This is a genomic window from Bacillus oleivorans, from assembly GCF_900207585.1.
GTDB lineage: Bacteria > Bacillota > Bacilli > Bacillales > JC228 > Bacillus_BF > Bacillus_BF oleivorans.
Genome location: NZ_OAOP01000002.1, coordinates 450,583 through 471,475, shown reverse-complemented (window position 1 = coordinate 471,475; position 20,893 = coordinate 450,583). Strand labels below are relative to the sequence as shown.

24 protein-coding genes and 1 riboswitch are annotated in these 20,893 nt (G+C 37.7%); of the genes, 9 read left to right on the top strand and 15 right to left on the bottom strand.

The features are described 5' to 3' along the window. Positions 1 to 36 precede the first annotated feature (36 nt). A complete protein-coding gene (gene dapF, locus CRO56_RS05900; protein ID WP_097157687.1) occupies positions 37 to 1,005 on the bottom strand; it encodes a diaminopimelate epimerase in 969 nt (322 codons plus the stop codon). A 520-nt stretch (positions 1,006 to 1,525) separates the two neighbouring features. Between dapF and CRO56_RS05895 the strand changes: the two genes are divergently transcribed. Beyond that, positions 1,526 to 1,711, top strand: coding sequence for a hypothetical protein (locus CRO56_RS05895; protein ID WP_097157686.1), 186 nt, complete (start codon positions 1,526 to 1,528; stop codon positions 1,709 to 1,711). An 84-nt stretch (positions 1,712 to 1,795) separates the two neighbouring features. On the opposite strand, the gene CRO56_RS05890 is transcribed toward CRO56_RS05895, so the two are convergent. The 8 genes from CRO56_RS05890 to CRO56_RS05855 form a co-directional block, all read right to left on the bottom strand. Further along, on the bottom strand, positions 1,796 to 2,734 hold the full coding sequence (locus CRO56_RS05890) for a GNAT family N-acetyltransferase (protein WP_097157685.1): 939 nt from the start codon (positions 2,732 to 2,734) through the stop codon (positions 1,796 to 1,798). A 421-nt stretch (positions 2,735 to 3,155) separates the two neighbouring features. Continuing rightward, the gene (locus CRO56_RS05885; RefSeq protein ID WP_097157684.1) at positions 3,156 to 5,792 is read right to left on the bottom strand and encodes an NHL repeat-containing protein; all 2,637 of its coding nucleotides are present in this window, start codon (positions 5,790 to 5,792) and stop codon (positions 3,156 to 3,158) included. Between the two features lie 508 nt (positions 5,793 to 6,300). Then, positions 6,301 to 6,765: a 6,7-dimethyl-8-ribityllumazine synthase gene (ribH, locus tag CRO56_RS05880; RefSeq protein ID WP_097157683.1), complete on the bottom strand. Its 465-nt coding sequence runs from the start codon at positions 6,763 to 6,765 to the stop codon at positions 6,301 to 6,303. Positions 6,766 to 6,771: 6 nt separating this feature from the next. Then, complete coding sequence (locus CRO56_RS05875; protein ID WP_097157682.1) at positions 6,772 to 7,983, bottom strand: bifunctional 3,4-dihydroxy-2-butanone-4-phosphate synthase/GTP cyclohydrolase II; 1,212 nt, start codon at positions 7,981 to 7,983, stop codon at positions 6,772 to 6,774. Positions 7,984 to 8,001: 18 nt separating this feature from the next. Next, a complete protein-coding gene (gene ribE, locus CRO56_RS05870) occupies positions 8,002 to 8,655 on the bottom strand; it encodes a riboflavin synthase (RefSeq protein ID WP_097157681.1) in 654 nt (217 codons plus the stop codon). Positions 8,656 to 8,811: 156 nt separating this feature from the next. Then, positions 8,812 to 8,949: riboswitch (FMN riboswitch) on the bottom strand. A gap of 58 nt (positions 8,950 to 9,007) precedes the next feature. Continuing rightward, entirely contained in the window at positions 9,008 to 9,724 is a 717-nt protein-coding gene (locus tag CRO56_RS05865) for a hypothetical protein (RefSeq protein WP_097157680.1), read from the bottom strand. 68 nt (positions 9,725 to 9,792) lie between these two features. After that, positions 9,793 to 9,972 carry a hypothetical protein gene (locus CRO56_RS05860; protein ID WP_097157679.1) on the bottom strand — a complete coding sequence of 60 codons (180 nt, stop codon included), beginning with the start codon at positions 9,970 to 9,972 and terminating at the stop codon, positions 9,793 to 9,795. A 101-nt stretch (positions 9,973 to 10,073) separates the two neighbouring features. Further along, a complete protein-coding gene (locus tag CRO56_RS05855; protein ID WP_097157678.1) occupies positions 10,074 to 10,415 on the bottom strand; it encodes a nuclear transport factor 2 family protein in 342 nt (113 codons plus the stop codon). 123 nt (positions 10,416 to 10,538) lie between these two features. Between CRO56_RS05855 and CRO56_RS05850 the strand changes: the two genes are divergently transcribed. The 5 genes from CRO56_RS05850 (at position 10,539) to CRO56_RS05830 (ending at position 14,314) form a co-directional block, all read left to right on the top strand. Continuing rightward, a complete protein-coding gene (locus CRO56_RS05850; protein ID WP_097157677.1) occupies positions 10,539 to 10,739 on the top strand; it encodes a hypothetical protein in 201 nt (66 codons plus the stop codon). A 165-nt stretch (positions 10,740 to 10,904) separates the two neighbouring features. Continuing rightward, positions 10,905 to 11,687 carry an undecaprenyl-diphosphate phosphatase gene (locus CRO56_RS05845; protein WP_179714201.1) on the top strand — a complete coding sequence of 261 codons (783 nt, stop codon included), beginning with the start codon at positions 10,905 to 10,907 and terminating at the stop codon, positions 11,685 to 11,687. A 24-nt stretch (positions 11,688 to 11,711) separates the two neighbouring features. Then, the gene (gene uptA / locus CRO56_RS05840) at positions 11,712 to 12,302 is read left to right on the top strand and encodes an undecaprenyl phosphate transporter UptA (protein ID WP_097157675.1); all 591 of its coding nucleotides are present in this window, start codon (positions 11,712 to 11,714) and stop codon (positions 12,300 to 12,302) included. Between the two features lie 68 nt (positions 12,303 to 12,370). Continuing rightward, a complete protein-coding gene (locus tag CRO56_RS05835) occupies positions 12,371 to 13,495 on the top strand; it encodes an amidohydrolase (protein ID WP_097157674.1) in 1,125 nt (374 codons plus the stop codon). A gap of 258 nt (positions 13,496 to 13,753) precedes the next feature. Beyond that, a complete protein-coding gene (locus CRO56_RS05830) occupies positions 13,754 to 14,314 on the top strand; it encodes a GNAT family N-acetyltransferase (RefSeq protein ID WP_097157673.1) in 561 nt (186 codons plus the stop codon). A 139-nt stretch (positions 14,315 to 14,453) separates the two neighbouring features. Here the strand turns inward: CRO56_RS05830 and CRO56_RS05825 are convergent, their stop codons facing one another. Beyond that, on the bottom strand, positions 14,454 to 14,609 hold the full coding sequence (locus tag CRO56_RS05825; protein ID WP_097157672.1) for a DUF2639 domain-containing protein: 156 nt from the start codon (positions 14,607 to 14,609) through the stop codon (positions 14,454 to 14,456). Positions 14,610 to 14,783: 174 nt separating this feature from the next. On the opposite strand from CRO56_RS05825, the gene CRO56_RS05820 reads away from it, so the two are divergent. Further along, positions 14,784 to 16,151 (top strand): MATE family efflux transporter, encoded by a 1,368-nt coding sequence (locus CRO56_RS05820; RefSeq protein ID WP_097157954.1) that lies wholly within the window; start codon positions 14,784 to 14,786, stop codon positions 16,149 to 16,151. A gap of 53 nt (positions 16,152 to 16,204) precedes the next feature. Here the strand turns inward: CRO56_RS05820 and CRO56_RS05815 are convergent, their stop codons facing one another. Beyond that, positions 16,205 to 16,981 (bottom strand): SDR family oxidoreductase, encoded by a 777-nt coding sequence (locus tag CRO56_RS05815; protein WP_097157671.1) that lies wholly within the window; start codon positions 16,979 to 16,981, stop codon positions 16,205 to 16,207. A 264-nt stretch (positions 16,982 to 17,245) separates the two neighbouring features. Here CRO56_RS05815 and CRO56_RS05810 point away from each other — a divergent pair, with 264 nt between their 5' ends. After that, positions 17,246 to 17,722: an Hsp20/alpha crystallin family protein gene (locus tag CRO56_RS05810; RefSeq protein WP_097157670.1), complete on the top strand. Its 477-nt coding sequence runs from the start codon at positions 17,246 to 17,248 to the stop codon at positions 17,720 to 17,722. A 5-nt stretch (positions 17,723 to 17,727) separates the two neighbouring features. Here CRO56_RS05810 and CRO56_RS05805 read toward each other — a convergent pair whose 3' ends face one another. The 3 genes from CRO56_RS05805 to CRO56_RS05795 all read right to left on the bottom strand — a co-directional run bounded on the left by CRO56_RS05805 (position 17,728) and on the right by CRO56_RS05795 (position 19,643). Continuing rightward, positions 17,728 to 18,237, bottom strand: a complete 510-nt coding sequence (locus CRO56_RS05805; protein ID WP_097157669.1) for a GNAT family N-acetyltransferase — start codon at positions 18,235 to 18,237, stop codon at positions 17,728 to 17,730. A 104-nt stretch (positions 18,238 to 18,341) separates the two neighbouring features. Next, positions 18,342 to 19,040, bottom strand: a complete 699-nt coding sequence (locus tag CRO56_RS05800) for a CAP domain-containing protein (RefSeq protein ID WP_097157668.1) — start codon at positions 19,038 to 19,040, stop codon at positions 18,342 to 18,344. Between the two features lie 318 nt (positions 19,041 to 19,358). Then, entirely contained in the window at positions 19,359 to 19,643 is a 285-nt protein-coding gene (locus CRO56_RS05795; protein WP_097157667.1) for a hypothetical protein, read from the bottom strand. Between the two features lie 85 nt (positions 19,644 to 19,728). Between CRO56_RS05795 and CRO56_RS05790 the strand changes: the two genes are divergently transcribed. Continuing rightward, positions 19,729 to 19,968, top strand: a complete 240-nt coding sequence (locus CRO56_RS05790) for a DNA alkylation repair protein (protein WP_097157666.1) — start codon at positions 19,729 to 19,731, stop codon at positions 19,966 to 19,968. A 72-nt stretch (positions 19,969 to 20,040) separates the two neighbouring features. Here the strand turns inward: CRO56_RS05790 and CRO56_RS05785 are convergent, their stop codons facing one another. Continuing rightward, positions 20,041 to 20,877, bottom strand: a complete 837-nt coding sequence (locus CRO56_RS05785) for a hypothetical protein (protein WP_097157665.1) — start codon at positions 20,875 to 20,877, stop codon at positions 20,041 to 20,043. Positions 20,878 to 20,893: the final 16 nt, after the last annotated feature.

Genomic DNA, 20,893 nt, shown 5'->3' with positions numbered 1-20,893 from the left:
TTCTAACTTTTGAAACGCAAGAACCGTCCCTCTGTTTCAAAATGCAAGAACTGTGCCTATGTTTTCTTCCAGTTTTTTATAGGCTTGCTGTTCGTTTTCAAATTGGGTTTGGACACTAAAGCTGATATCCTGATCATTCCAATGGATGACCCCTTCATGTTCATAAGTTGCATTTCCAATTAATTGAATCGACACATTATCTGAAGTATTGTGTGCGATACACTGTACTTTACCACCAGGGTTAAATACGTTGATTTTCTCTCCCCAGTTATTTAATCCCAGTTCACATGTGATAAAAGTAGAGGCAGACATTGCTGTTCCACAAGCGTTTGTAAATCCTACGCCTCTTTCGTATGTTTTTACAAAGATATTTCCTTCAGATAATGGCACCACATAGCTGACATTTACTCCGTCCGGACAAATTGGATTTTCCCCATTTAAATATTGCGCAATCTTTTTTTGCTCATTCGACTTGATTATATCCCCATCCACCACCGTGATTAAATGTGGATTGGGAACTGCTAAAGCAGACCATTTTCGCTCAGGTTGAATTTCAGGGATAACCTGATTGATGACCGCGTCCATTTTCACATTCATGGGAAGATCACTTGGGTTAAAAGAAACAGGTGAGATTTCTACAGCAAAAGTTGGGATATCAGGGAAAATCTCAGCCTCTTTTTTAACAGACAAGGTCGCTTTCATCGTTTCGACCTTTAGCTCCTCTTTTCCGTGCTTTTCAATCAAGTATCTCGCGACACAGCGAAGTCCGTTTCCGCACATTGAAGCCTCAGAGCCATCGGCATTAAACACTCGCATTTTGCCATCAGCTTTATTACTTTCTGATACAAAAAGGATTCCATCAGCACCAATTCCTTCCTGACGGTTACATAAGCGTAAAGTTAAATGAACTCTTTCCTCATCCGCCCAGTTAGTACCAACGGCTGCTTCATCTATTAAAATAAAATCGTTTCTAGATCCATGAACTTTTGTATATGGGAATTGCATATTTTTTAGTCCTTTCTGATGGAGAAATTTCTATCTATTTTAACATTAAAAGTCTAACCATGAGAACTTTTCCGTATCATAAAAAAGCAAGAACCGATGATTTTGGTTCTTGCTCTCCTCTATGGTTTAAACAATTTGAAATTTTAATAGATAGTTGACGCTTTCAATTGAGCCGCCCTTTTCCAGCCCAATAAAAATAAGAAACATGCCGAGTCCTGCTGTTAAAACCGGTTTTCAACGAATTTGGAATCGACTGTAAGAGTATGGTTGATAGCCGGCTAAAGGATATCATCAAAATCAGAAGTCCGCTTATCACTACACAAACTAGAGCTGCTGCTAAATATCCCTCTCTCGCCCGTTTGCCGTTGCAAACCACAAAATATGATTGTACGCCTAAAAATTGATATTTGGCAACGAAACCATTTTCTTTAAACAAGGACCAAAATCTATATCAATTCCAAATTTTGCCTAGAACAACCTGTTACAGCTTACATATATTGATAGAGAGGAGGATTGAATGATGGACAGAGCCATACTTTTATATTTATCTGCTATTTTAGCCGGTTTTGCACTTACAAAAGTGAATTTAGCAGGAACACCGGTTGAGAGCTTAGGGTCTTTCTTTTCTTTAATTGGTGTTCTAAGTGTACTTGTATTTTCAGTCGTTCTCATTGTTAAATCAGCACTAGCATTATTTAATAGATAGCTTCATTATATTTCATCCCAAAACGGCCCGGACAGTCAGCTAAATCTGATCACTCGGGCTTTTTTTATTTATTTATTTATTTATTTATGGATTAAGCTCATATACATATTGAATAATTCGGCGATTCTCATTAAATCCAGCTTTTCGATAAAGATGGATAGCAGCAGTTGGATTCTTATCGTCAACCGATAACCGAACCTCTTTTAAACCGATATTTTTCATTCTAAGCAGAATCTCATTTAATAAAGCTTTACCAACTCCTTTTCCTTGAAATGCTTTAGATACAGCTAACGTAGAAATCACACCTTTCCCCTCTTCTTCAACACTGCCGCAAACAAATCCCAAAGCATCTCTTTTAAAGTTTTTGCAAAGCATATAAAAATCAGGAGAAAATTCAGAGCTCCAAAACTCGTATTTTACATTTTTCGGAGAAAGATCTGTATGTTTTCCTGACCATGAAAAAGCATCGTTATAAATGTCTGCCCATGCAGCTGCGTCGGCCTCAGATACCGTTTGAAAGACAAGATCGTTTTTTGCTAGCTTCATAGGTTTAAATATATCTAAATCCAGCTTCATTAAAAGTAAATCTGTATATTTGGTGAATCCAAATTTTTCTGCTAAAGGAATTTGACCTGCTGTTTCCACACGTGCCATTTGGTTGTAATTGATTTGGATTCGTTCTTTTTCAGCTCTTTGCTGCAAATGACAAAGGGATTCTTTTACCAGCATGGATCCAATTCCTTGCCTTCTGAATTCAGGATCTACCGTTCCATAACTATAAACATTAAATAAAGCATCACCTTTTACAAAGCAAAGTGCATTATACCCCACGATTCTGTTATTAGCAATTGCCACAAAGGTGTTTTCCCGGATTTCCTCACCCGGCTCATCTAAAAACTCATTCATTTCCGCAGCCGTTTTAGTAAGTACTCTATTTTCGCGAAAATTTGAACGGTTTATTAATTCTGTTAATTCGCCTGTATCTTGATTGTCAAAGCGACGAATAGTTATTGTAACCTTCACATAAATACACTCCCGTTTAGGACTAAATATTTACCTTATTATACCTTTTAAGGGATATTTTAATAGGTTTTTTTCTTAGTCTTGTTCTTCATACAGCGTATGAAGAACATTCTTGCAGGTTTTTTGATCAGTTTTGTCCTTCATTTTGCTATATGACTAACACACTTCGAAATTTATCGTTTTGCACATAAAAAACAGGCGACTTCATGATCGCCTGTAAAATTTCCTAGCTTATTTTAATCAAAGGATTTGTGCAAATTCGCCATTTCAACCGGTAATTTAGAAGCTTTAAAGCCATCACTCTTTATGTCCCTTATCTATTGTACAAGTGGACTTTTTTTATCTTTTATGGAAATCCCAACATTTTATAACTTCAGTTTCAGTGCGATTGTTTAGTTGCCGGATTCATTGATCCTCTTGTCTATTTCACCCGGTTATAAGTAAATGTAATATCATCAAAATACGCGCCATTTGTTGTAAAGTAATTGGAAGCTCCCAGAAAGATTCTTGCATATTTTGCACCCTCTGGAGCAGTTACTGTTGCATGAACCGTTTGCCATTCTTTATGGCCGCCTCGAATATGAATAATATTGACTCCATCTACATCGGACCCTACCTGTATTCCATTTTCATCAAAGTAACGAAGGAAGAAACTAACACTGCCATCATCTGAGAAAAGTTTTGCAGATGCCGTGTATTCGATTCCTGCTGTAATTGGAATGAAATCAGACTGAGCAAACACAGTTTCAGACTGTGAGGTATCGACTACTTTCAAGCTATGATTGCCAGAAAAACTTCTCTCATTACTAATCTGGTAAGAAACATTGGCTGAAAATTCCCCGAATAAGGATGACCAGTCAGGAATCTCTCCATTTTCAACCGATTCTTCAAAACCAGCATTGTCAATTGGAACTTCAACAGTTTCTATTTCAGGTTCTTCTATAACTTCCCCGCCATAGATAACGGGTATCATTTTCAACACGGTTGTATTATGTTCTAGAAAATAAATATTCTCATTGCCATTACTATCTTCGGCAAGAGTCATAAATTCAATTTCTTTTGCATTATCAATAAGCGTAACATGGTGTAAATTTATTGAATTCGGATTAACAACGGTTAACTTACCGCCTAAATCAGTATATAACAATCCATCACTGCCAAATTCAATGTGGACTGGACGCCACATTCCTCTATTTTTTACATTTGGATAAATATTTTTATATTTTACTATTTCATAAGTATCAGGATCCATCGCAAATAAAATACCATCCACTGCACCCCATAAAAGACCTTTATGATCAAATGTTAAACCACTTATCATTGGTGGGGTGTCTAATTCATCCAGATCTAGTTCAAATTCTGTAACTTTCTTTTGTTTTTCAACATCCCAAACGAACATTTTTGCTTTTTCTGCAGCTGGTTCAATATCTAATCCTCCTCGTATTGATGTTGAACCATAGATGAATCCATCTTTATACGCTATACCTACAACGCTTTGATCCTGTACAACATTACGATAGGTTTCTTTAACTCCTGTTACAGTATCATAAATGGTTAAAGAACCACCTAATTTTTTATAATCTGGGATTGTTCCAATTAATAACTTATTATCCTCAAATTTCATAATATATGGACGATCCTGTTCATATCCATTCTTTAGATTAAAAAGAGATTCAATTTTAAGTGTCTCAGTATTCATCTTTTGAATAACAGCATCTGGGTAAATACCAAAGTACAAATCACTCCCGTTTCCTGCGACCATTCCTTCTGCTTGCCCCTGAGCATATGAAACAAATTTATTTGTTTTTGGATTATACTGTGCACCCTTAGGTCCTCCAGGATAAGTAGTCATATATAAATTCCCATCTGGACCTAATCCTAGGTTATGTAATATTAATGGCTGTGCTTCCATTACAGTAGGCAAGCTTAAAGAATTGCTGTTTTCAATATTAGCTGCAAAAATTTCACCATTTCTTTTTAAAGTTACAAATGAAGACCCTGGTAAGTCCTCACGCCCTAAATCAACAAATGCTCCTCCCCTTAGACCGGCAGGATAATATATCCCAGTTTCCCTTGTTTCAAGTGTGTTAACATCTATTTCTAATATGTGGCGATTATTGATTACATACGCTTTATCTCCATTTACCGGAATTTGTGTGAATCCCCAAACACCATAATCATCAACAGATCCGTCTCCAATTTTAGCAATTTTTTTGTCGACCCATTCTTGTTGTGTTAAATCATAGAAAAGCAATGCGTTTTCTACATCGCTATCAAATCTTACAAATAAGTAGTTGCCAACGACATCCATATCGTATGCGAATTTTACTTGTTCTATCGGTTTACCTATGATATCAGGTACATTTTTTGTAATGTTTTCTTTTTCTTTCGTTTCCGCATTAATTCGGTATACCTTTCCACTAACGCCTAAACCGGCATAAATATAACCAGCATGATAAGCTATAGATCGTACATAACTTCCATCACCATCATCAATTTTGCCAAAATCAACAAATTCTCCTGTTCTTATGTCATATTTATAAATTCTTCCATTGCCTGCAGCAAAGGTTCCTATAAAAACATTCCCTTCTTCATCAACAGTACTAGTCCAAAGCTGATGACCAGAATGTGGTGTACCAATCTCTTCAACTGTTTTCGTACCAGGGGAATATTTCCAAAGCGAATTTAATGCGACCATATATACTGTACCGTCTGGAGCAATTGAATGTGACCATACTTGAGTCACACCTTCAAGTTGCTCAGAAAATATAAGTTCATTTTCTTTTACATCAACAACATTAAACATTCCGCCGTTTGCTGTAGTATAAACAACATCTTTTCCTTCCTCATTACCGAAAACAGCACTCGTTATCACTACATTTGAAGCCGCAACCCCTAAATCCACAACTTCTTTAAAGCCCCTTCCATTTAACTTGGCCATGACCGTTTCTTCTGCTTCTTCTTCAGCCTGAACATTTGTGTTGAATGATGAAAGAGAAAATACTAATAGTAAGCAAAAGACACAAGAAACGATTGGACGAAACGCATTTAACCCCATAAAAAACTTCAACTCCCCTCTATTATTTAGGAATATTATAGATTGAAATAATAGTCTTAATATTGTCCTAAATAAAAATGGGATTAGCTGCCTATATGTTTTTTTATGGTTATAGATAAAAATACCCAATTTTCAAAATATTAAGGAAATAATAGAGAGTCTTTGACCATCTTTTTTAGACTTGTATGACAATGGTTTTAGAAGAAGTTCTAAAAAAGCTCTTTTCGAATGCTTTGTTGCCATTGCTACTAATTTGAGTCCTACATAAAGGTTGATTCGGATAGATTTCATACATTCAAACAAAATCCGGTCGAATCATGGGCGTATTTGGACAGGCTTGAAGCAATTTAAGCGGTTCGTGTCCGAATCAAAGGCACATTCCGACAGCTTTACTGAATTTTACCCCTTTCCTGTCCGGATCAGAAATCTTTATAAAACCATTAGTTACGAAAACAGCCGAAAAAAAACAGGCAACCAAAATGATCGCCTGTTCCTTCACAAGATTATTTTATTCAAATGATTTGAGCAAGTTTGCCATTTCAATTGCTGTTTGTGCCGCTTCAAAGCCTTTGTTTCCGGCTTTTGTACCTGCCCGTTCAACGGCTTGTTCAATGGTATCTGTTGTCAATACCCCAAACACGACTGGAATTCCTGATTCTAGATTAACCTTTGCTACTCCTTTAGCAACCTCGCTGCTGACATAATCAAAGTGAGGCGTTGCGCCGCGAATAACAGTTCCTAATGTAATAACAGCATCGTATTTTTTAGATTCTGCCATTTTTTTAGCAGCTAATGGGATTTCAAATGCTCCTGGTACCCATGAAACGGATACTGACTCATCTTCCACACCTAGTCGCTTTAATCCGTCTAATGCACCATCTAACAGTTTGCTTGTGATAAAATCATTAAATCTTCCTACCACGACCCCAATTTTTAAACCAGTACCAACTAAATGTCCTTCAAATGTATTCATTTTGAATCACTCCGTTCCTTGATTATGAAATTCTAATAAATGACCTAATCTTTCATGTTTGGTGTGCAAATATTTTTCATTTTCTTTTTTGGCTGGCATTTGAATCGGTACTCTTTCAACCACTTCAAGTCCATATCCATTAAGACCCTTTATTTTCCTAGGGTTATTAGTCATGATTTTTAACTGTTGAATTCCTAAATCCCGTAAAATTTGGGCACCAATTCCATAGTCCCGCAGGTCTGGCTTAAAGCCAAGCTCCTGATTAGCTTCTACGGTATCAAGACCTTCTTCCTGCAGCTTATAGGCTTTTAATTTATTGATCAATCCTATGCCGCGTCCTTCTTGCCGCATGTACAACAAGACGCCATTTCCGGCAGCTTCAATTTGTTCCAAAGCAGAATGCAATTGCGGTCCGCAATCGCAGCGATTAGAACCAAATACATCTCCTGTTAAACACTCTGAATGAACTCTTACAAGAACGGGTTCGTCTCCTTTAATTTCACCTTTCACTAAGGCGACATGCTCTTTTCCATCTAAAATATTGGTATAGCCAATTGCTCGGAAGGTTCCGTAAATAGTAGGCAGCTGAACGTCTACCTCTCTATTAATTAAGCTGTCATGCTGTAAACGGTAACTGATTAGATCCTGGATGGTTATTAATTTTAGGTTGTGCTTTTCAGCGATTTTTTTAAGCTGCGGCACCCTTGCCATCGTACCATCTTCATTCATAATTTCACAGATGACACCAGCTGGCTGTTTTCCGGCTAATCTCGCTAAATCCACCGCTGCTTCTGTATGACCCGCTCTGCGCAATACACCTCCGTTTTTAGCAATCAAAGGAAACACATGGCCAGGCCGTTTGAAATCTTTTGGCTGTGAGCTTGAGTTTATCATTTTTTGAATCGTTAAGCTTCTTTCATGCGCGCTAATTCCTGTTGTGGTTTCCTGATGGTCAACACTAATTGTAAAGGCAGTTCCATGCTGATCCGTATTGATATCCGTCATTGGCTTCAATTGAAGCTGACTCGCCAGTTCCTCTGTGATTGGTGTACAGATTAGTCCTCTGCCTTCTGTCGCCATAAAGTTTATCACTTCAGGTGTTGCATATTCAGCAATTGCAATAAAATCGCCTTCATTTTCCCGGTCTTCATCGTCACACACAATTATAACTTTTCCATTTCTTAAATCTTCTAATGCTGCTTCAATTGTATCGAACAAAGTCATTCACACCCTTCGCTAAGACAAGAACCCATGCTGATTTAAAAATGAAAGGGATAACCCTTTATTTTCTTTATACTGGCTCCTGTTGTTTAATAGGCTTGCAATATATTTTGCAAGTAAATCCGCTTCAACGTTAATCAGATCTCCTACTTTTTTCCGTCCTAATATGGTTTCATTTGCTGTATGGGGGATCAAGGAAACGGTAATCACACTGTTCTCAATCGAAAAGATCGTTAACGAAGTGCCATCAAGGGTTATAGAACCGCGATGGACTAAATATTGTTCGATATGTTCGGGTACTTTAATTCTTAAATAAATCGCGTTACTTCTTTCCGTCCGGCCCACTAATGTTCCGACCCCATCAACGTGACCAGAGACAAAGTGGCCGCCAAACCTGCCATTCGCAGCCATGGCTCTTTCAATATTAATGAGCGATCCTACTTTTAATTTTGAAAGTGCTGTGTTATGGAACGTTTCAGGCATTACATCCACTGTAAACAATTCTTTCGTATAAGAAGTCACGGTTAAACAGACCCCGTTGATGGAATAACTGTCTCCCAGATGGATATCCTCCATCGTTTTCGCTGCTTGAATGGTAAGAGTCATTGCCTCTTTACCCTGTTTAATTTCCCGGATCGTCCCAATCTCTTCAACAATGCCAGTAAACATCCCACACACCTCCTTATGTATAGAGGAAATTTTAGCTTTAGCTTTTCCAAATAAACTGTATTTACGGACACTTTTTATAGGAATAATATAAAAAACCCCGCTTTTTAGCAAAACGGGGCATTTTTGTCCATAATTAAATAAGCGTTTTAAACGCTCGTTTTCCTTCTCCCATCCAGACTTTCACTGTCGGCTTCGGATTTTCACCGAATCCACCGTATCGCAATACGGGTCACGGACTAAGAGCTATCGCTCATCACCGCCGGTCGGGATTTTCACCCTGCCCCGAAGGAATCATATCGAATTATTCTCATCATAACAAAAAACTTTTTAAAAAGCATGTAATCTGCTTATATTATTTTTGCAAAAAAATATAACCGATCACTAGAAGCAAAATTTCTCTTCTTTCCATATCTGTATCATCTTTAAATGTAATAGTTGGTGCATTGGCTGGAAACCGCTTCTGCCATAAAGTTGGCATCCAGCCTTTTTGGACATAAGCAATTCTTTCCCTAGATTCTGATTCTAAGCAAAAATGATGTAAATGGATTTGCTTGATTGTAAAAGATTCATCTTTAATGATGATTTTCCCATTAAATATAAGATGTGATGGAGTGCTGCCTTCTATATAAGCAGCAATTAGCTTTTGTTTGTGATTACGGATAATAAAAGGCGAGGCAGATAAAGGACTTTTTTGAATGGTGCAAACCGGAAAATTTCTTTGATTGTATAACGTAAAAATAGATTTTCCACGGTTTCGGACGGTGTATTCTTTACGTCCGACCGGATCTACAAAATAAACAGATATCCCATCCTTTAGCGAAATATAATCATTTGTTTTAATCCTTTCGGCACGCTCATCTTTTTCTGCAATTGTATCGTTTGTTCTGATATTGTAAAGATAGGACATGTATCCGCTTATTAAACTAAACGTCACCAAAGGAGATATTATCCAAATCGCATGTGGAATATCCCATCTGATACATATCAATAAAACCAGCAGGGCTATATGCATAAACCTAAGACTTTGTTTTATATATTGGTTTGTGATATCCATATAAATTTCATTCATCTTTTTGTCGACTCCCATACAATGCGTCTTACTTTAAACTATGATTTTTGTTATGATTCTATGAAAAATTAATAGAAAATAACAAAAAGATCATTTGCATACGTAGGGTTTTTAGTTTTTGAACTGAGGATGAACATTCGAGGGGAATATGCGACTTTTCTTACCTTTTCAAGCCAGTTCTGTTTTTTAGAAACTCCTTCAAGGACCCTCCTCCTCTTTTCCTTCCAATTTGGTCCTGTAAAAGCCATATTAAGGACTCTTCATCGTTTATCCAGTCTAAGCGGGTCCTTTAGAACCTCGTTCGCGTCCTATTTAAAAGCATCTCAGGTTCCCCTCAGATGCTCATGCATTATTTTACAAACCAAACTCTTGCAATTTTATCCCCAATGATTTCATACATTGCTATCGCAGTTACTTCAACCCCATTCGCTCTGCCAGTTACATATTCATGGTCGATAACCATATTTCCTTTAACTATCCTCGCTAGAAGCTTTGCATGTTGGTTAGGATTGTTTTTAAAGAGTGAATCATATCTTTCTCTCATCAGTTGAATCCCCGAATACATTCGCTTATTGGAGGGGAATTCTAATACTTCTACATCTTCACTATAAACCGTTAAAAACTCTTCTAGGTTTTGACTGTTATAGGCATCCAATTGTTTCTGAGCCAGACGGGCTGCATTTTCTTCCATTGAAATTCCTCATTTCTAAATGTATTCCAGGTGTATATTGTACTACAATTTTTCGGGTCTCGTGCCTTCCTGTACATATTTTTCTCCATGTACTGCATGCTAATCAGTAAGGAGGTGCGAAGAATGGAACCAAAAAAGCCTGGGAGCCCTGATATGGAAGATTTTAAGGAATTAAACGACCGTTTGATTGCAGAAGGAAATAAACAGCCGATGCTCGTGATTAAATCTAATCTAGACCCAGAAAATATTACTGAAGAAAATCCATATTTACAAAATAAATTGCCAGATGATCCAAAAGAATTTGAAGACTATTTTAAAGAGTAGACGGCCGATCTACTCTATTTTTTTGTATAAAAAGTATGATTCATCATCTGTAATAAAGATTCCTTGTCATGGTATGTGCTCAAGTTGAATACATATGGAGTAAAGGTTTGTCCATGGTTAGGACTTACCTCTATTTTTTGATAACTCCAATTATGTGTGGTGAGAATCTTGTCTAAAATAGAAGCTTTTTTTCTTGGATTAATTCAAGGATTAACCGAGTTTTTACCGATATCCAGTACAGGTCACCTATTTCTTGGCAGACAATTTTTTGGACTTCAAAATGCAGGACTTTTTTTAGATACGATGCTTCACATTGGAACACTGCTTGCGGTTTTAGTTATTTATAAAAATGAATTAGTGATGATCTTAAAGAACCCCTTTCATAAGCTATCTTTCTTATTAGCAATCGGGACCATTCCAGCTGTAATCGTAGGGCTCTTGTTTGAAGATTACTTTGATGCGATTTCTAAAACAGGAGTGACATTAGGCTGGGAGTTTATGATTACTGGGGCGATTCTTTGGTTTTCGGATTCGATTCGAAATGGTGCTAAAAAAATGGAAGACATTACGATAAAAGACGCTGTTTTTATTGGAACCTTTCAGGCTGCTGCCATTTTTCCTGCCCTCTCCAGATCGGGTTTGACAATTGCAGCCGGTCTCTTTAGAAAACTCGATCGTGAAACAGCTGCATACTTCTCCTTTTTCCTTTCCATTCCTGCGATTTTTGGCGGGATATTGCTGCAAAGCAAGGAGTTATTCGCAGGAACAATTGAATCTATTTCCCTTTCCAGCCTTTTAGTCGGAACCATCAGTTCAGCATTGTTCGGATATTTCGCGATTGTGACTATGCTCCACATCTTAAAAAAGAAGTCATTAAAAATATTTGCTGTGTATGTTTGGGTCCTTGGCGGTTTCGTCCTAACCTTGCAAGCCTTTGGCATCATGTAATCTATTGAGGGGTGGATCTTGATAATGGAATGGGTTCATGAATTGTTTCATTTACTGCAATCCTTTGGCTTTTGGGGGATTCTGCTCGGATTAATGGTAGAGGTGATTCCAAGTGAGATCGTTCTAGGTTATGGGGGATATCTCGTCTACAGCAATCATCTCTCTTTTTTGAATGCAATGATTGCTGGCATTATTGGCGGTACAATTGCCCAAGTCTTTCTCTACTGGGTCGGATTATACGGAGGAAGACCCTTTATCGAGCGTTTTGGAAAATGGATCTTTATTTCACCGCATCATCTTTCTAAGTCAGAAAAATGGTTTCACCAATACGGACCAACAGTTATTTTTTTTGCCCGCTTTATTCCAATTGTGCGTCATGCGATTTCAATCCCTGCTGGCATTGGGAAAATGCCGTTTTCTGCCTTCCTATCGTATACGATTGCCGCTATGATACCATGGACTCTTCTTTTTTTATTGCTTGGCATGAGTTTGGGTGAAAATTGGGCATCGCTCGAAAATATGGCAGGAAGATATATGAAGCACCTGATCATTTTTGCAATATCTTCTTTGCTACTATACTTTTTAATCAAAAAGAGAAGCTTACGAAAAAAATAATAGTGGCAACAAAATGTCTCATGCTACAATAAGCTAAACTCTATGAATATTACTGGTAAGGAGAAAGCATGAGCACACTGTTAATAAAGAATGTTACTTTGATCCCCGTTACTTCAGATCCGTTAGATAACCAGGATGTATTAATTCAAGATGGAAAAATCAAAAAAATTGGAGAAAATATAACCTCTCCTCTTTCAGTTTCGATTGTAGATGGGACAGGACAATATTTGCTCCCTGGTTTTATTGACGTTCACACCCATTTGGGTTTGTACGATGAAGGAACTGGCTGGGCCGGAAATGATGCAAACGAAACGATTGAACCAATAACCCCACATATTCGCGCCAAAGATGGAGTGTACCCTTTAGACCCAGCTTTTAGCGACGCCATTCGATATGGAATTACCACTGTCCATGTTATGCCCGGCAGTGCAAATGTAATTGGGGGTACAACATCCGTAATCAAAACGGCTGGAAAGCATATCGATAATATGATTGTTAAAGATATCGCAGGGCTTAAAATTGCATTAGGAGAAAATCCGAAACGGATGCACTCACAGGGTAACAAGGAGTCGATTACCCGGATGGGAATAATGGGGATGCTAAGAGAAGCTTTTTATAAAGCCAAGACAGATGGGAATCCTGAAGATGTTCGTACAGCTCCGATTTTAATGGCGCTAAATCGGGAAATTCCTGTTCGGATTCACGCACACCGGGCCGATGACATTATTTCGGCCGTTCGCTTTGCCGAAGAATTTAACCTTGATCTGCGAATTGAACATTGTACCGAAGGTCATCTGGTTGTTGATGAATTGCCTGTCGGCTTAAAGGTTTCCGTTGGTCCGACGATGACGAGGCGTTCAAAAGTTGAATTGAAAAATAAAAGCTGGTATACGTACCAGTCTCTTAATGATCGGGGAATCGAGGTTTCTATTACAACAGACCACCCGTATACACCGCTCCAATATTTAAACGTTTGTGCTGCGTTGGCGGTTCGGGAAGGACTTTCAGGACAAAAAGCTCTTGAGGGGATTACCATTATTCCAGCAAGAAACTTACAGGTAGATGACCGGGTGGGAAGTATAGAGCCAGATAAAGATGCTGATGTGGTGCTGTGGAATGATCACCCTTTCTCCTTTTTGGCGAAACCGAGTATGACAATTATTAATGGAGAAATCGTATACAAGAGAATTTAATCGACATTTTTCCTCATTTTGTCAAATTTTTTTACGAAATGTTAACATTTTCCCTATTTTCATCGCTTGAAAAATCTTGTATGATACAAAAGAAAAGAATTAAATTGAATATAGCACTAGGGAAGGCAAATGGTGAGCCACCAGTTAATCTGGTTCTAGTGGGTTCGATTCCCACCCCGAAATTTTGCACTTTAAAATTTCGAGGGTGGGGTACACTTAAATGAGGTATGCCCTCGATTAAAAAGGAGGGTATATTTTATGCTAAAAAAACGTAATATCCACGACTCTCATACACTCTTTGAACTTATGATACATCCAGAAGTGTTTCCATTTGTACGGCAAAAGGCTTCCTCATATGAGGAATATGTGTTTATAACGAAACAGACGATTGAAGCTGAAGAACAAGGAAAGCTAATATCCCGTACCATTACAGACGAATGGGGCAGCCCGATTGGAACGATCAATCTATTTGACATCGAAGATAATTCGGGTTTTCTGGGAACATGGATAGGAAAACCCTATCATGGCAAGGGTTATAATAAATTAGCTAAAGACGCATTTTTTAACGAATTGTTTTTAGATTTAGGTATTGAAACCGTCTGGATGAGAATTCGCAAAGAAAATGTCCGGTCAAAAAAGGCAGCCGAGAAATTACCTTATTGTTTAAAAGTCAATAACTTAAGACCTGCCATCTACCGTAAGCTAAATCCATCTCCACAAGAAGAGATTTTCGATCTTTATGAAATCCCCAAAGATTTATTCTTACTTCACCTAAAAAGAATGGATCATAATGAAGATTTCCCTGCCCTTGAAGCCTAAAAACCAACTCTCTAAATACTCATTTTCCAGTATATATTATTACGCGGACTATACTTTTTCTTTTACAATAAGAGTAAAAGGCAATAAAAGGACGGATGCTTGAATACAAGCTGCACCCGTCCTTTTTATTATAAGTAATTTAATCCTGATTATGTTTGGATGTAAGCTGTAAATATAAATTCCGAACCACGAATGTTTTATATAGTTCTAATTTCTTTTTTTCAGTAGGGTGATAATAGATCCCTTTTTCTTTTAATTGCTGGATATACCATCCCTTTGTCCCAATGTATGCCATATTCTTTCCCCTTTCATCCTTTAATTTATATGTATGCTAGAGAGAGAGTCATAGAACTGGCATTATCAAAATCGTATTAGATTAGAGTAAAATGTTCAGAAGCAAAATATGAAGGCATATGATATAATTCTTCATCAGGGTAAGGTTATATTAAAACATGCGAGGATTGGAAGAATGCTGCAAACACATACTTTAAGGGAAAAATTCACGCAATTTTTTCATATTTTTATTCCAATCTTTATCACACAGATTGGGTTATCTTCGATTAATTTTTTCGATACTACAATGTCCGGAAAATTTTCAGCAGAGGACTTGGCTGGAGTCGCAATCGGTTCGTCGATATGGGTGCCAGTCTATACTGGGCTAACTGGTATTTTATTATCTATTACGCCGATTGCTGCACAGCTGCTCGGAGCCAAGAAGCAATCTGAAGTATCTTATCAGGTGAAGCAGGGATTATATTTAGGAATCATAATGGCTCTAGCGGTCTTCGTTATAGGGAGCTTTGGGATAAAGCCGATTCTAAATGCAATGAATATTGAGCCTGTAGTACGGGACATAGCTAAAAATTACTTAATTGCCCTCTCATTTGGAATCGTTCCTTTATTTTTATATCAAGTTATTCGCTGTTTTATTGACTCTCTTGGCCAGACCAAGGTGAGCATGATGATCACTTTACTGTCTATACCCATAAACGTCAGCTTAAATTATTTGTTCATCTTTGGTAAGTTTGGGTTTCCGGCATTAGGCGGTGTCGGAGCCGGAGTTGCTTCTGCCATAACATATTGGTTTGTTCTTGGGATAGCGATTTGGATCGTTCAAAAAAAGCACCCCTTTTCGTTATATAAGATTTTCTCTGCCTTGCCGGCTCCAAGTCTAAAGTCTTTTGTGGAGATTTTAAAAATAGGCATTCCGATTGGATTTGCCATCTTTTTTGAAGTAAGTATATTTTCTGCGGTTACTTTGCTTATGAGTAATTATGATACGATGACCATTGCTGCCCATCAGGCTGCGATGAACTTTTCCGCTGTGATGTTTATGTTTCCTTTAAGTATCTCGATGGCACTAACGATTGTTGTCGGTTTTGAAGTAGGGGCTAAACGGTTGCATGATGCCTTCCAATATAGTTGGCTTGGCATCAGTTTTGCGGTCTGTATGGCTTTTGTGTCGTCTTTTATTCTCTATCAGTTTCGGGAGGATATTGCAGCAATTTATACAGAAAATCCGATTGTGCTAGAATTAACAGCAAATTTTTTACTGTTTGCCATCCTATTTCAACTTTCAGATGCTCTTCAGGCCCCAATCCAAGGAGCGCTTAGGGGCTATAAAGACGTAAATGTAACATTTTGGATTTGCTTTTTTGCATATTGGATTGTAGGATTGCCCGCCGGTTATCTATTAGCTGAATTCACTTCCCTGGAAGCCTATGGATATTGGATTGGCTTAACAATAGGATTAAGTGTTGGAGCCTTACTGCTCGGTTCCCGCCTGTATTACATCCAAAAAAGAAAAAGAGCTTCAGACGTAAGCTCCTTTTCCTGATCAGAAGAATATCGGGGTCTGGCTTTTTAAAAGGTCCGACCCTTTATAATTGCCTATTTTCCCTCTCTGCTGGACTTAGATAAAACGTCTTGTCCGCCATTGATTTGAAAAATAGAACCTGTTATAAAATCAGATTTTTCATCACACAGGAATGTTACCATTCTTGCAATATCCTCACCTGTTCCTGGTCGCCCTACCGGTTTCTTAGGATCATGAAAATGGATGGCTTCCTCAATCATTTTTTCTTTCCATTCACCGGTTATATCACCGGGACATATCATATTGGCTGTTATTCCATTCGCAGCTTCTTCCATGGCGATTGACTTAGTTAATGAAGCTAGTCCAGATTTAGCAGCAGCAAATGCTGAACGGAACATCCAACCGGGAGCAGACTCGACTTTGTCAAAACCAAATGTAATAATTCGTCCTTTATTCTGTCTTAATACAGGAATTAACTCTTTTAAAATATAAAAGGCTGAGGAAAGGTTGCCGTTCACTAATTCATTCCATTCATTCTCAGTATAGTCCGCTAATAGCTTTCGGTCAGCGATATAAGGCCCTGCATTCAATATAACGGCTGCTAAATTCGGCACATGATCTCTAATATGCCTGCTCACGCTTTTACAATCATCAAGTATAGACATATTACCTTTAACTAATTCAACATGAATCCGGTATGTATGCTGCAGCCTTAGCACCCATGCACGTGTTTCTGGGTACTCGGTGCGGTAATTAAGATAAAGATCATATCCCATCGCTGCCATAGCTTCTGCCGTTCGTTTCCCTAAGCCTTTCGTTCCTCCTGTTATAAAAGCCGATTTTTTCTCCATACATGCGCTCCTTATCCCTTTGTCCTTTTATAGTAATACCGAATCGATTTCTTTTCAAATAACAACTAGCTTAGCAGATTTTGTCCCAGATTAACAGTTCAATTTCATAAGCATACGATATTAATACAGATTTATGAGGTTGAAGACTTCGTACTGCTCCTCAACCTCAGCTTATCCCTAAGAAATATGGTTCTAAAAAAACCCATTAATAGATGAGTGCTTATACACCATTTCAAAATATTAACGTATAAAGGAGGGAAGATTATGTTTCCATGGAACTGGAAAATGCCCTTCGGCAAGCAAAATGAAAACGCAATTGGCGGACCATTTAGCCCGGAACAGTTTCAGAAATATGTTGATCAAATGATGAACCAAATGTTTCCGCCTCAATTTAAAGAAATCATGAATAATCCAGCGTCATGGAATAATCGACCATATCAAGGAACATCAAACCCATCTTTATCCCCTTTTTCAGAAAAGGTATTTGAGACCCATGAAGATGTATTTGTTCGTCTGACGATAGAAGATAAAAGCTGGCTTGATAAAATGAAAATTAGTTATACCCGAAACCAGTGTATGATCACAGATGCTCCGGAGGAGGGGGATACTTGGATGATTCATCTTCCCTCCCTCGTCAGAAAAAAAGGAGCGAAAACTGTCTTTAAGGATAACATCCTTGAAATTAAATTGCCTAAAAGTGTTGAGTGGCAAGAGACAGAGATCGAACTTCCTCCATATTAACCTATTTATATTGAAGTATGTAAAATTTTATCATAACAATAGAATGGCTCTTTCTTGCCATATAAAAAAATTTCCCCCTGCTTTTCATACCCAAGCTTGTCAAAAAGCTTTTGGGCTTTTTTATTAAGGGAATAGGTGTCTACTTTTATATAAAATACATTATGGCTAATCGCAACATTCTCGGCAAATGAGATTAACTTGGAAGCAATCCCTTCTCCCCTTGTATCCGGGTCGACTGCCAGCCGGTGAAAAAGGAAAGCATCTCCGTTTCTTCTCCAGTTAACGAAAGAATACTCTTCAGGCTCTTCCTGATCAATCGTAATGCAGCCGACCACCCTTTCTTGCAAAGTTGCAACATATAAGTGATCTTTTTTTAAATCCGACTGAAAATCATCCTCTTGCGGGTATTCGCCAGTCCACTGATCATTTTTGTTTTCTTCCATCAGTTTCACTGTAACCTGAATGATCGACATAATAGCCTCTAAATCTTTTTGGCTTGCCTTTCGAATACGCATAGATAGCACCTCTTTTTCTATCATTTACTTCTAGTATGATGAAAAAAATACTTCAAAATGCAAAAAACCTCAGGGAAGTCCCTGAGGTTTAAAGGTTGCAACTATTATTTTCCGATAAACATTTGAGTCCAGTAGTTACCGTTAGCTACATATCCAACTCCAATATGAGTAAAGCTAGAATTTAGAATATTTGCACGGTGACCTGCACTATTCATCCAAGCTTGTACTACTTCTTCTGGAGAACGTTGACCCATAGCAATGTTTTCACCTGCAGATTTATATTGGATACCAAAGCTTCTCATCATATCGAATGGAGATCCGTAAGTTGGGCTGTTATGATCAAAGTAACCTTTTTGTTGCATATCTTGAGATTTAGCTTTAGCTACTTTACTTAGGTTCTCATCTAATTGAAGTGGTGCAAGACCAGCTTTTGCACGTTCTTGGTTTGTTAATTCAACAACTTGTTTTTCAAATTGAGAAACACTTGCAGCTGTATTAGTAGTTGTTTGTTTTGCTGGTTGTTCTGCAGCAGGCTGTTGAGCAGGTGCAGGAGTTTGAGCTTTAGGTTGTGCTTGAGTTGGAGCCTGTGTAGTAGGCACATTCCATTTTACTTGGTTCCATTGGATACCGTACTGACTTAATAGATTTTGAATATAAGAGTTTGCTTGATTCATATTATTAAATTGGTATGTGTATACCTTAGATTGTACGTTTACTTCAGCAGCATCTGCTGTTGTTGTTGCTGCTCCAGAAAAAATAAGAGTAGCTGCTGCAGCTGCAGAAATGATCCATGACTTTTTCATGAGTTTGCCTCCTTGATGTTTTTTCGCGTTTTGCTTACAACAACATCATACCATCAGTTTTTTGTAATAATTTTGGGACAAACTTCCATTTATGCAAAAAGACCTATCAAACTTCAAGATTCTTCTGAAAAAAATCAGGATAAACGCTATAATTCTATGTATATCGTGGGACAAGCAGCCTACTGGTAAAAAAAACAAAAACCCCCAAAACATTCACCAGCTGGTGGAAAATAGATGGAATGGATTAATATTGGGCGAAATTTAAACTTGACACATTTTTAAAGCAGTCTCTAATGTTACAGACTTTACATTTAATTATCATTTGTTGCTGTGTTCATTAGCATCAATCGCTTCCATTGTATCTATATAAATTTGAATAAGCTCGGTCTTATCTGCTGGTTCTAAAAGGTCGGATCGGATTATTTTTTTGATTGCAAGAAAGAATCTATGCTTCTTATCCTTCCTTAGCCGCGGATGTGTATGCAAATCTAATAGATCCTCTTTAATCCAGGTTTGTAATTGTTCTTTAGGTTCTAGGTCTTCAAGGATGTTCCGATTGTGAATAACCTTAGAAAACTTATTAAGTAAAGCCTGTGCGTTCATTTTTTATCCTTTCCTTATGAAAATTTACATATATACGTCCACTCTTCAAATACTAATGATTGAAACATTTAAAGGAGGTATCATTATGGCAGTACCTTATCGTTGTCCGAACTGTAAAACAAATCGAACAAGGTTTAATATTATTCAACAGCAGGCGGAACCAGTTAAATTAGATCCGCAAACAGGTGATATCGTACAGCGCTATACAAACGATGAATTGGAACCTTTTCATATTGCTTATCGGGGACCTGATTTGAAAGTACAGTGTGCAGCGTGTGGACTGGTTGAGGATGAAAGAATGTTCATCAAATTTGGTGAATCTTAGGCTGAGCTTACGTAGCCCAGCCTTTTTTCTTGCTTAGTACATTTACTGTTAGGTATAAGTAAGTTGTAAGGCTTAATACTCACCATCCGTCAGCCATTCTGAATCCACCTTCCACCCTCTAATAGGTGAAAGCTTAACAAGAAACAATTCGTTATCATATACCTTTCTGCCAATATCCCGATGAATCCACTCATATTTGACGGGAACTTCAATATAAATGGACGAAGACTCATGCTTATTAATGGAGAATTGTCTGAGGCTAATATTACTCATTTCTTTCCAAACAGTGTCCCAATCAATTTTTTGTCCTGGAATAAGCACCGATTCCACTATTTTGGCATCACGTTGTTTTAGACCGGCAAAAAAAATCTCTACAATCTCTTCCGGACCTGCTTCAGAAACATATTGATCTAATTTTCCTGAAGCTTTTAAAATCATGAGCTGGTGAGATAAATCTGTATCATTGGACCTATGCGTTTTACTGCCATAAAAGTGAATGCAAAAATGCCCCGGAAATCCATTTTTTAACGCACCTGCTCCATGCGGCATCCCATGCATGGAAGCCGCAATCCACTCATCATTAACCGCTACAAGAATCGCTCTTCTCTTCCAGCTCCATTCCCCGTTATAGATTTCTTTCATTATTTTAGTATCTCTATGACTAATCGGCTGAACATCCGCATGATAATGGCCAGCCCTGCGTTGAACCATAAAACTTTTTCCCGATTCGAAATCAACAACCTTAAAGGTTGAGTACTTAGGAAGCAATTTATTGACTTCGTCCCACCTTAACATTTCAATCTGAAAAGAAAGGATTGAATCTGGATCTGGTTCAACATTTGCTTTAGAAATAAGAAATGATGAAAAAAACGTAATGTACATCACCAATAAAATAAGTAATTTTTTCACATTTTATCTCTCTTTT